An 11,114-nucleotide genomic window follows, 5' to 3' on the forward strand; every position below is an offset into this window, starting at 1 on the left:
CAGAACATGTCGAAGCGCAGGAACCACGATGCGGCATTCAAGGCGCGGGTGGCGCTGGAGGCCGTGAAGGGAGAGCGCACGGTGTCGGAGCTGGCAGCCGAGTATGGCGTGCATCCGACGATGATCCATCAATGGAAGACGGTCGCTGCTTGAGGGTGCGGTCGGCATCTTTGAGCGTGGCGGCAAGGCTGCAGCTGCGGCCGAGGTTGCTGAGGAAACGGTCCGTGACCTGCACGCCAAGATCGGAGAGCTGGCTGTGGCCAACGATTTTTTGTCACGAAAGCTCAAGCCATGGATCGGCAAGTGAGGTGCGGGATGATCGAACGATCCCATCCCAAGCTGTCGGTGGGCGCGCAGTGCCGTCTGCTGTCGATCTCACGGTCATCGTTTTACTACGCGCCGCAGGGCGAGACGACGATGAACCTCGACCTCATGCTGCTGATCGACAAGCAGTTCCTGGACACCCCGTTCTACGGCGTTCGGCAGATGACCTGGCACTTGCAGAACGAGGGCCATGCCGTGAACCAGAAGCGCATCCGGCGGCTGATGCGCCTTATGCGCTTGACGCCGATCTACCAGAAGCCCGACACCAGCCGACCTGCGAAGGGACACAAGACCTACCCCTACCTGCTGGGCGGGCTGCGGGTAGAGCGGCCCAATCAGGTCTGGTGCGCCGACATCACCTATTTACCGATGCGGAAAGGCTTTCTCTATCTGGTCGCCATCATGGACTGGTTCACGCGCAAGGTTCTGGCCTGGCGGATATCGAACACGCTTGAGGCCGACTTCTGCATCGACGCACTGAGCGAGGCAATCCACAGGTTCGGCCCGCCCGAGATCATGAATACCGATCAGGGCAGCCAGTTCACGTCCTTTGTCTGGACAGACCGGCTGAAGCGGGTCGGCACCCGGATATCGATGGACGGAAAGGGCCGGTGCCTGGACAACATCTTCATCGAGCGTCTGTGGCGCTCCCTGAAGTATGAATGCGTCTACCTGCACGCTTGGGACACCGGCTCTCAAGCCAGGGCTGGCATTGAGCGCTGGATCACCTTCTACAACCACCATCGCCCCCACACTGCCCATGGCGGACAACCGCCCGCCGTGGTCTACTTCAACAGCATGAAAACCGATCAGCAGGTCCAGGCAGTAGCTTAAATCATCCAGAAAACTGTCCAAAAGTTGGGGAGTAGCTCAACCCAGGCGGCGCCGAAGCTCATCAGGAACCGAGAGTCCGGCTATACAGAGGCAGAGGCGCTTCACCAGCTGCAAGCCACGCTGAACTACCAGCCAAAGCTGAGCAACACAGGCAAGGCGCTTGAGAATGACCTGCCCCCCGGAAATTCCCTCGCCGTGATGTAGAGTCTGCCCAACCTGAAGGAGCAGACGATATGAGGAAAAGCCGTTTCACCGAGGCGCAGATTATCGGGATGATCAAGGAGCAGGAGGCCGGTTTGCCGACCTCCGAGCTGTGCCGGAAGCACGGGTTGAGCCCCGCGACCTTCTACAAGCTCAAGGCCAAGTATGGCGGGATGGACCTGTCCGACGCCAAGCGGCTGAAGCAGCTCGAAGACGAGAACGCGAAGCTCAAGCGCCTGCTGGCGGATGCGATGCTGGACAATGTGGTCTTGAAAGACCTCTTGGGAAAACCCTGACGACGCCGATGGCGCGGCGGGATGCGGTGCTGCGGGCGATGAAGGATCATCCGATCTCTCAACGCCGGGCCTGCGTCCTGATCGGTGTCGATCCGAAGACGGTGCGGCGCGAGCAGCCGCCCGATAACCCGGAAATCCGTGAGGAGATGCACAAGATCGCCGAGAAGCGTCGTCGCTTCGGGTATCGGCGCGTGGGCATCCTGCTGGAGCGCAAGGGCATGATCATGAACGAGAAGAAGCTCTACCGGATTTACCGGGAGGAGGGGCTGTCAGTGCGCCGGAGACGTGGCCGCAAGCGGGCGCGTGGCAGCCGCACACCGATGCCGGCGCCCCTGCGGCCGAACCAGCGCTGGTCCCTCGACTTCCTGTCCGACACCTTCGGAGCCTGCCGGAAGTTCCGCATCCTGGCCGTGAACGACGATTGCTGCCGCGAGAACCTCGCCCTGATCGCCGACACCAGCATCTCCGGGGCCAGGGTGGCACGGGAACTCGATGCGCTGGTCAGGCTCTACGGCAAACCGGGCTGCATCGTCTCGCGACAATGGCACCGAGTTCACCAGCAAGGCGATCCTGAAATGGGCCAACGAAAACGGCGTCGAATGGCATTACATCGACCCGGGCAAGCCCCAGCAGAACGGCTACATCGAGAGCTTCAACGGCAGCCTGCGGGATGAATGCCTGAACGAGGAGATCTTCGACAGCCTGGCTGACGCCCGCCGCAAGCTGGCCCTTTGGCGATACGACTACAACAACGTCAGGCCGCATTCCTCGCTGGCCAACAAGACGCCAGCAGAAGCGCGCCGGGCGCTTGAGCAATCTGAGGGCTCCGCGCCCGGCGCGCTTGCCCAACCCGAAACCGACCACTATCAACCCCAAGGACTCTCGTTATGAACGAGGGACGACCGGGGGGCAGGTCAAGAGCCATCACGAGGTCCGTCTCTCGGTAGAAAAATGCATTTGTGGACATTTCTGTCAACTTGATGACCGAAGGCGCCTGTAAAATAAAGGGAATTCTGGTCGACAGCGACAACTATCCCGGTCGAAAGTTGCCTTTGGAACCAGAAGAAGTTGACAAGATCCCGCGCCAAGTTGACGAAAAGGTTGACGGAACCCCTCGCCAAGTTGACGGTGAACGCGTCCAAGTTGACATTTGTCAACCTAGAGAACAACGAAATACTCGCGTAGACCTCAACAAAGAATTGAAAGTCATACCCGTAAAGCGAGGCTTCATGAATTTCTCCAACGAAACGTCAACCGTCCGCCCACCTCCTTTCGCAACACTTCACGGCCTGGAAACATGAATTCTATGCTACTGATGAAATGGTGGGCATAGGGAGCGATCAAAGGAAAATCGGCCTTGATCTTTCTATCCACTACGATTTGCGGCAAGCCGTTTTCTAACTCGGCCTCGACCCACACCTCAAAAGCATCTATCTGATCGAACACATCTAGGTTGCCCGGGACTTCACTGCGCACCCGAATTTGAATAGACTCTGGAAGCTGACTGACTGCGCTCGATACAATCTGATAGGCCTTCCTACCTCGACCGGTCACTATCATCTTGAGCATCCGCTCAAAATCAAAGTCAAAGTCAAGAGGAAAGTCAAATATATCAGCCCACTGGACGACCGGCTGCCCTTCGCCCTCTGAATTCACTCCTGGCTTCCGGCTCAATTCAAAAAATCCATTGTTCTCGTAAAGGAACTTTTCCGCATCATCAACGATAGTTACGCCGAACTCAGCGGCAAGTGCAGAAACCTTCGGCATTCCCTTCCTCATGATCTTCGCAATCACGCCCAACTTGCCCGCATACATCCGCGCGAGGTCCTCGATCAGGATGCCGGACATGTTATGGGGCAGCATCAAGCCTGTCTGTCTGACCCTTAAAACCTCAGGTATTCGTTCGACGTCATCCCAGAAACTTCTTGCTTTAGTAGTAGATGAGGCCCAATTCCTACCAGGCCACTCTGATTGAGTATCACCCCCACGAGCCTCGGCGTTTCCATCATGGTCCAATCCTTCTAGGAATCCCTCTTTAATTGCCTTTGCCCCTTCTTCACCCGAAAGACTTTCTTTAGTTAGTCGACCCGCATCAATCTCGTCGGCTATCTTGCGATAAATGCAAGCCACGAACTCGATACCCATGTTCCCTTGAGATGAAACCTCCGCGACATGCCGACCTATCATGTCTGCCAGAGTGTGATAGAAGAGTTCCACGCCTGAATTAGATTTCATTAATTTCGATTGTGATCTTCATACCGGTCCATTCACCGAGATTTGAGACGTCACTTTACGAGAAATACGGCGCCCAGTTCCGCGCCGGATCTCCTGGGGACCGCAATAGGCGAGCAGGATAAGTTATTTTGCGACAAATCGTAGCTCAATTCGCCCGTATCCGGCACTATAAGTCACTAGCTCTAAGGGTGAAACATGAATCAGCGCTACAAAAAACAAGCTAGTGGGGTCTTCAATCGAATTTCACTGATGAGATTGGGCATAGAGGCGCCTCATTTCGCCCTGCGGACGCTATTTCGAAAGAAGTTCATCGCCACAGCGCAGTTTCTCACCGAATGCTAGATCGATCAACCCATCCTCTCGATGAAACCACGAGGCCGATGGATGAGAATAGCGAAGACCGACGGCCTCAGGTCGTTTCCACCTGCACCTGCGCCCGCTCTCCGCCTAGCGCCGCAAAGGCGCGCTGTCGGCAGGTCAGGATCAGGATCTGCTGGTCGCGGGCGGTGCGGTGAAGGGCGTCGAACATCGCCTCGATGCGGTCGTCGTCGGAATGCACCAGCGCATCGTCCAGAACCACCGGAACCGGGCGGCCGTCCCGGGCGAAAAGCCGGGCAAAGGCCAGACGGGTCAGGATCGCCACCTGTTCGCGGGTGCCGCCCGACAGGATCTCCAGCCCCTCTTCCTGCCCATTGCGGGTCAGGGCAGAGGGCAGCAGGCTCTGGTCGTCGATAGTCAGCTGCGCGCCGGGGTGCAAGATCGCCAGCAGCGGCTGCAACTCTTGCATGACGGGGCCGAAATAGGCGTCGCGCGCCTTCGCCCGCGCGTCCTCGAGCGCCCGCTTCAGCCGGGACAGCGCGCGGACCTCGGCCTCGTAGCGCCGGCTGCGGGCCTCGGCCTCGGCGCGGGCGCCGGCAAGGCTGGCAAGGCGTTCCTCGATGCCTTCCTCGGCCAGGGTCGAGATCGTGGCGTTCAGGCTGGCCAGCGTCAGGCGGTCCTTCTGTTCGGCGATGCGGGCCTGGTCGATGGCCGTGCGGGCGCGGGTCAGGCGGGCCTCGGAGGTGACAAGGTCGGGGGCCGCGGCGCGCAGCGCGGGCAAGCGCCTGATCGGCGCGGCTCACGGCCTCGGCCAGGGCGGGCGACTGGGCCGCAAGCTCGGCCAGGCGGGCCGCAAGGGTGGCCGGATCACCCGCCTCGGCCAGCGCGGCCGTCCGTTGCCGGTCGGCACCCTGGCGGCTGGCCTCGGCGGCGGCGCGGTCCTCTCCGGCGGCGACGGCCAGGTCGTGGGCGGTCCTGGCGGCCGCCCTTGCGGCCTGTTCTTCGGCCTCGGCCGCCGCCAGAGCGGCGGTCAGCGCGGCCGGGTCACCCGGCTCTTCGGTCGGGTCCGCCGCGGCGACAAGGGCCGCGGCAAAGGCCGCGCGCAGCGGATCAAGCCCGTCCGGCGCCACTTCATCCAGAAGGGCGGCGGCCTGCCGGATTTCAGCGTCCAGCGCCTGCGCCTCGTTCCAGCGGGTGCGGGCGATGGCGAGGGTTTCGGTTCCGGCCTCGGCCAGCAGGTCCGACAGGGCCCGGTCCGCCCGCGCGATCGCGGCGGCACCCTCGCTCCGGTCGGCGCCGGGGTCAATGCGCAGGCGACCGAAGCCCGGCAAGAGGATCCGGACGCCGTCAGGACGGCCACCGGACCCCGGGGCAGCGGGCGGCCGTCGATCGAGGGCCCCAGGACCATCGGGGATGCGCCTCGATGGTCACGGCCTGCGCCTCGGCCCGGGCACGGGCAAGGTCAAGGTCCGACTGGGCGGCGTTGGCGGACTCGAGCAGCCGGGCGGTGACGCGGATGCGGGCGCGACGGGCTCGCGCCTCGGCTAAGGTTTCCTGCAGGGCCGCGGCGCGGTCCAGGCGGCGCTGCAGGGCCTGGCGGCCTGCCCGGCGGCCTGACGCGCCCCTTGGGTCCGCGTTGCCCGCTGCAGGCGCGTGGCGCAGGTCAAGGACCTGGCGCCGCAGGCCCTTCGGCCGCCTCGGCCGCACGGCGGTCGCGCCCGGCCAGGTCTCGGCCCGGGCGCGGGCGGCGGCGCGGCCTCTTCGGTCCGGGCCAGATCGGCGCGGGCCTTGTCAAGCCGGGCGGCCAAAGCCTCGGCCGCCGCGATGTCGTTTCGCGCCCGGTCGGCATCCATCCGGACCAGCCGCAACGCCGTCTCGGCCTTGTCGACCTCGGCCTGATGGGCCAGCGCGGCCCGGTGCGCGGCTTCGGCCTGGTCCAGCGCCTGGGCACGGGCCGCGACCTCGGCCGGATCGGCAAGGCGGGCAAGGCTGCGCTGCACCTCGGACCGGCGGGCCAGGTCGGTGGACAGACCCTCGGCCCCCGGGCGCGCAGCCTTGCCTCTTCGGCCGCCAGGGTGGCGGCTTCGTCCGCCGCGGCCGCCCAAAGACCGCCGGCCTTGGGCTTGCCGGTCGCCGTGGCCAACCTCGTCAGCGCCTCGTTCACCCGGTCCAGCACCGCGTCCATCCGACGCCCGCCGGTCATCAGGTCGATCTCGCCCGCGACGGAGGAGAGACAGGTCGCGCCGGGCCGCATAGCGCCCGCTCGCGCTCCGACTTCGTCGGAGGCACCTCCGCCTTCGGGCTCCAGCCCCGATCAGGCCCGGCCGCACCCCAGAGCAGGCCCGACGGCCCGGCCAAGGCCCGCCCCGCAGCAGCCGGTCGATCCAGGCCTCGGCCTCGTCGGCCTGGGCGATCAGGCGCCTGGCCTGCAGCATCCAGCGACCCGGGCCAGTCGGGCGGGCCGAGCCAGCGCTTGGCGACGCGGAAAGCGGCCCTCGGGCAGACTCGACCTCGACCGCGACCTGGGGCGCGCCGCCGGCGTGGGGTTGCAGCGCCTTGACCGGGGCCGTTGCGGCTGCCGATGGGGCTCGAAGAAACAGCGGCGTGGAGGGCGTCGAAGAAGGTCGACTTGCCAGACTCGTTGGGCCTGGCACAGGACGGTGATGCCGTCGCCGATGCCGCCCAGATCGCAGCGCGCGCTGGCCGGCAAAGCGGCGCAGGTTGGTCAGTTCGATGGCGCGGAGCCTCATGCGTCGCACCTCTTGCGCCAGGGCGTAAAGGCGGGCCACAGCGCCTGCCGCGAGGCCGCGGTCGGCTCTGTGCACAGCGCCGCCGCGATCGGCGGCCTCGGCCAGCAGAGCGCGTCGGCCGCGCTGGCGCAAGGCGCCGCCGCGGTCGATCTGGTCCAGGTCACTGGGCAGCGACCTCGGCGGCCAGGGCCGACAGGTCGGCCATCGAACCAGCCGAAATCAGGCGCGCGCGGGCGGCGCAGGTGCGGCCTCGAAGCGCCGCGCGGTCGGCCAGCGGCAGGCGCCCCGGCAGCGGTCAGGCGCGCCATGATGATCGCGCGCGCGCACGCGTCCGGGGGCAGCATCGTCGGCCAGGCGCGCGCAGCGGCAGCCTCGCCGGGCAGCAGGTCCAGCGCCGGGCGGCAGCCAGCGGAACTGGGCTGGTCGGCGACCGGGGTGACCTGCGCCAGGGCACCGTCCGGCTGCGACGCAGCAGCGACGGCGCGCCGGCATGATCGTGCTTGAAGCCGTCGGGTTCGGGCGTGCCGGAATACCAGGTCGGCGGGGCGCGACCTGCATGCTGGCCTTGCGCCAAGTCGCCCAGGGCCCAGGTAATCCAGGCTCGACCGGGCCGCGCCCGGTCGGAGCGGACGACGCCGGGGCGTGCCCCTCTTCGCGGTGAAAGTCGGTGATCGCGCCATGGCCCAGCCCGATGCGCACGGATCGCGCCGGCAGGCGTGGGCGCTGACATCGCCTGGGTCAGGTCGCGCCCCGGGCGGCGCCGGGCGCAGGGGGCGGGCAGCAGCCAGACGGCCGGCGGCCAGTTCCATCGGGGCGTCCGAGGTGCATCGGCGCGCAAAAGGTTGGCAGGGCGCATTCAGCCGAGCGATCCGGCGCCAGCAGCTTCCGAGTTGCGGCGAGGCTGTCGTGGTTGCCGGGCAAGAGGACCCAGGTCAGGTCGGTCTCTTCGCGCATCGCGGTCAGGGCGGCCTGGCGCAGGGTGTCGGGTGCCGGAGTTCTCGGCGTCGAAAGCTGTCGCCGGCCAGCAGCGCCTGGCCCTGCGCCGCCTTTGCGGGCCGCCACCGCCAGCCGCGCAATCGCACCGTGCCGCGCCTCGCGCAGGCGGCTGGCGGATGCCTTCGGGATAGCCGCCGAAGGCCCGCCCCAGATGCAGGTCCGAAGCGTGGAGGAACCGGAACGCGTTCATGTCATGCCTACCCTTGTCACCCGTGCAGCCTTGCCGCGAACCATCGCAGGATCAATCCCTTGCATTAGGTCATCCCGGCAGGCCGGATCGTTCTTCCAGCGCAGCCAGACGGTCGGGCGCATCTCGGCCGGCGACAGGAAGGTGCGGGCCGAGAAGACCGGCATCCGCCCGCAGCGATTGGTCAGGTTCCAGTCCGGGTCCAGCGCCATCAGATCATGGCTTCCGGCCCAGACGCCTTCGGTCCGGGCGGCATGGTAGTCGTCGCCGTCCTCGACGATCCCGGAACCGCTGTCCCAGCGCCCGCAGGATCTGCTGCGCCTCGGCATCGACCTGCGGCAGCAGCGCCCGGTCCAGCGGCAGGTCGGACCGTTCCACCAGCCGCTCCAGCGCGTGGCAGCAGAAGCCGACCGCGCTCAGCTCGAAGCTCAGGCCCTGCCCCATCATGCCGACCCGGCAGCGCAGGTAGATCAGCCCGGTCTCGTGAAGCATGGTATCGCCGCCGACCCGTGCGTCGACCATGCGCACCAGACGCGCGATGAAGGTCAGCGACCGCCCGTCCCGTGCGGCGGTCACGCGGGTCACGCCGGGGTGGGCCTTGATGCGCGCCGCCATCCGCTCCACCCCTTTGGGATTGGGGCGCAGGCCCGCCGCCATGCGGATGAGGCCCGGCAGATCGGGGCGGCAGCGGTCGGCCGCGGCGATGGCCTGGCGGGCCAGCCCGCGCTTGAGCGAGGCGCGCAGGGCCGGCGAGCGGGCGAAGTCGGCATGGTTCATCTGCATCGTCGTCTCCCTGGGCGGTGGCTGCGGCGCGCTTGGTAAAGGAATTGTCAACAGCTGCAGAATGCGCCATAAGGGTGGCAATTCCTGTCACCTGACCGTGGGGTCGCCGATGTCGTTCCAGAAGGCCACCGATCTTCTTCGCCTCGCCGAGATAGCGACGTCGCGGTATCAGGGGGTGACGCTGTCGGACATCGAAGAGACCTTCTCGGTCGACCGGCGCACCGCGCAGCGGATGACGCGGGCGCTGGAAGATACCTTTCCGAACTGCATCACCCGCGTCGGCGAGGACCGCCGCAAGTTCTGGAAGCTGAAGCCCGACGACGCCCGGCTGATGCTGGCGCAGGGCATCCGCGACAGCGAGTTGGCGGCGCTGGAACTGTCGATCCGCCGGGCCGAACGCGAGGGCCTGCCGACCGAGGCGCGATCGCTTGCGGTCCTGCGCGACCGGCTTCTGGCCGCCATGCCCGGGGTGCTGGCCCGTCGCGCCGAAGCCGATGCCGAGGCCGATGCTGGAAGCGCATGGCTACGCCTCGCGTCCGGGGCCCGGGTCCGGGTCTCGGCCGATCTGATGGGGGTCATCGGCACGGCCCTGAAGGGCCCCCATGTCCTGACGGTGGTCTACGCCGGTGGGCGCGACCCCGACCGCGCGCGGCGGCTGGAGCCGCATGGCCTGCTCTTGGGAACGCGGCGCTACCTTGTCGCGCGCGAGGCGGGCGGCAACGGGCGGATGCAGCACTATAGGCTGGACCGCATCACCTCGGTCCGGCTTGAGCCCGACAGCTTTGCCAGGGCCCCCGATTTCGACCTTTCCGCCCATTCCGCACGGGCCTTCGGCAGCTTTCACGCCGACGAGGAATTCGGCGAAGTCGTCTGGCGCTTTGCACCCAAGGCGGCCGCGACGGCCCGAGAATTCCTGTTCCACCCCGCCCAGACCCTGACCGAAGAGGAAGACGGTAGCCTGACAGTGCGCTTTGCCTCCGCGGGTCATCTCGAGATGGCCTGGCATCTCTATTCTTAGGGGGACGCGGTCACCGTCCTCGCTCCTGATCGCCTGCGCGACATGGTCGAGAGATATCGGCGAAATGACTTTCCGGCATTTCCCTAGCTTTGAACTTCTAGCCCGATCAGGGATTTTCCCTTCCTGAGATCAACAACGCGCAAACCTCCGAACCAAAGGTGCTTATGTCGAGCGGTCCACGTGACCGTGCGGAAGATTGTTCGCCTCGTCCACGAGTTCCATCCCGTTCAGGGAGTGGCAAACAGCGCCGCCCCGGACCGGCTGGCACCCGAGGCATCCCCATCGAGACCGCTTCAGTTTCCTAGGACTTCGGTCGCTGCGAAGTTCCCTCTGACCATGTGAAGTCTCCACCCGAACCCGGTAACGAAGAACGGTAGGTAGGTGTTGCGACCAACCACATGAGAAGAACCTTGACCAACCCCTACCAGAACACCGCTACCGCGAAGCTGATCGCTGACCGGGTGCGTGATCTTGCCTACAAGAAGACCCAAGCCGAGATCGCGAGCGAAGCAGGCTTCGCCAACGCGAACATGATGACCTTCCTGAAGAACGGAAGGAACAAGGTGCCGCTTGACCGGGTTCCCTCACTCGCGAAGGCCCTGGAGGTCGACCCGGCCTATCTGATGCGTCTGGCGCTCGACCAGGCGGTCGGAGCGACGGCAGCAAAGGCCATCACGGACATCTTCGGCACACCCTCCACGGAGAACGAGCGTGGCTGGCTCGCCGAGCTGCGCGATGCCTCCGACAACAGCGACCCGAGGCTCACCGCTCGCTCGCGGTCAGTGCTTCGCGGGATCTTCGGAAAATGAAAGACGGGACCGATCGCCATCCCCACGGCCCCGGCGGGACCGTGGGACCAGTTGACGGACAACGAGCAGGCGTGGATCGAGTTCATCCGCGTCATCAGCGGCGGTCGTGACCCCAGAGGTGACGCCAGAACGCGTGAGAGCCCTGTGCGCGTTTCTCGACACGGGATGAGGCGTCGAGATCGGGAATGGTCCAGCCGTTCCCCAGGATTGGCGCATCACCTATGAACACCCGCTACTTGCTCTGGCAATCAGACCCGTAGGATCATGACATCAGACGAAAATTCTCGCGCCAGAATTGAGCGATTTCCCGCGCCAGGAACTAGACCAACCCATTGATTTTGCTTACACTAGTGAGTTGTCCGG

At 65.5% G+C, this 11,114-nt stretch carries 8 protein-coding genes and 2 pseudogenes; 5 read left to right on the top strand and 5 right to left on the bottom strand.

Annotation, left to right across the window (positions count from 1 at the left end; genetic code table 11):
* Window positions 1-6 precede the first annotated feature (6 nt).
* Together V9G19_RS08825 and V9G19_RS08830 are read left to right on the top strand one after the other, a co-directional pair.
* Window positions 7-1,158: pseudogene (locus V9G19_RS08825) on the top strand (IS3 family transposase).
* Window positions 1,159-1,391: 233 nt separating this feature from the next.
* Window positions 1,392-2,546 (top strand): annotated as a pseudogene (locus V9G19_RS08830) (IS3 family transposase).
* Window positions 2,547-2,882: 336 nt separating this feature from the next.
* On the opposite strand, the gene V9G19_RS08835 reads toward V9G19_RS08830, so the two are convergent.
* Both V9G19_RS08835 and V9G19_RS08840 read right to left on the bottom strand, forming a co-directional pair.
* Window positions 2,883-3,872: a hypothetical protein gene (locus tag V9G19_RS08835; protein WP_462285117.1), complete on the bottom strand. Its 990-nt coding sequence runs from the start codon at window positions 3,870-3,872 to the stop codon at window positions 2,883-2,885.
* 427 nt (window positions 3,873-4,299) lie between these two features.
* Complete coding sequence (locus V9G19_RS08840) at window positions 4,300-4,989, bottom strand: ATP-binding protein (protein WP_462285118.1); 690 nt, start codon at window positions 4,987-4,989, stop codon at window positions 4,300-4,302.
* On the opposite strand from V9G19_RS08840, the gene V9G19_RS08845 reads away from it, so the two are divergent.
* On the top strand, window positions 4,952-5,719 hold the full coding sequence (locus V9G19_RS08845; RefSeq protein WP_462285119.1) for a hypothetical protein: 768 nt from the start codon (window positions 4,952-4,954) through the stop codon (window positions 5,717-5,719). The genes V9G19_RS08840 and V9G19_RS08845 overlap by 38 nt on opposite strands.
* Before the next feature lie 33 nt (window positions 5,720-5,752).
* Here V9G19_RS08845 and V9G19_RS08850 read toward each other — a convergent pair whose 3' ends face one another.
* From V9G19_RS08850 to V9G19_RS08860, 3 genes are all read right to left on the bottom strand, one after another.
* On the bottom strand, window positions 5,753-6,208 hold the full coding sequence (locus tag V9G19_RS08850) for a hypothetical protein (RefSeq protein ID WP_462285120.1): 456 nt from the start codon (window positions 6,206-6,208) through the stop codon (window positions 5,753-5,755).
* A gap of 1,932 nt (window positions 6,209-8,140) precedes the next feature.
* The gene (locus tag V9G19_RS08855; RefSeq protein ID WP_462285121.1) at window positions 8,141-8,353 is read right to left on the bottom strand and encodes a hypothetical protein; all 213 of its coding nucleotides are present in this window, start codon (window positions 8,351-8,353) and stop codon (window positions 8,141-8,143) included.
* A gap of 4 nt (window positions 8,354-8,357) precedes the next feature.
* Complete coding sequence (locus V9G19_RS08860) at window positions 8,358-8,924, bottom strand: hypothetical protein (protein WP_462285122.1); 567 nt, start codon at window positions 8,922-8,924, stop codon at window positions 8,358-8,360.
* A 109-nt stretch (window positions 8,925-9,033) separates the two neighbouring features.
* On the opposite strand from V9G19_RS08860, the gene V9G19_RS08865 reads away from it, so the two are divergent.
* On the top strand, window positions 9,034-9,942 hold the full coding sequence (locus tag V9G19_RS08865; protein ID WP_462285123.1) for a helix-turn-helix transcriptional regulator: 909 nt from the start codon (window positions 9,034-9,036) through the stop codon (window positions 9,940-9,942).
* A gap of 410 nt (window positions 9,943-10,352) precedes the next feature.
* Window positions 10,353-10,751, top strand: a complete 399-nt coding sequence (locus V9G19_RS08870) for a helix-turn-helix domain-containing protein (protein ID WP_462285124.1) — start codon at window positions 10,353-10,355, stop codon at window positions 10,749-10,751.
* Window positions 10,752-11,114: the final 363 nt, after the last annotated feature.

Source organism: Nostocoides sp. (assembly GCF_037045025.1).
GTDB lineage: Bacteria > Actinomycetota > Actinomycetes > Actinomycetales > Dermatophilaceae > Nostocoides_A.

What these genes read in the sequence shown, in the direction of transcription:
- V9G19_RS08855 (WP_462285121.1), bottom strand. Translation starts at nt 8,353, where the DNA reads ATGGCGCTGGACCCGGACTGGAACCTGACCAATCGCTGCGGGCGGATG.
- V9G19_RS08860 (WP_462285122.1), bottom strand. Translation starts at nt 8,924, where the DNA reads ATGCAGATGAACCATGCCGACTTCGCCCGCTCGCCGGCCCTGCGCGCC.
- V9G19_RS08865 (WP_462285123.1), top strand. Translation starts at nt 9,034, where the DNA reads ATGTCGTTCCAGAAGGCCACCGATCTTCTTCGCCTCGCCGAGATAGCG.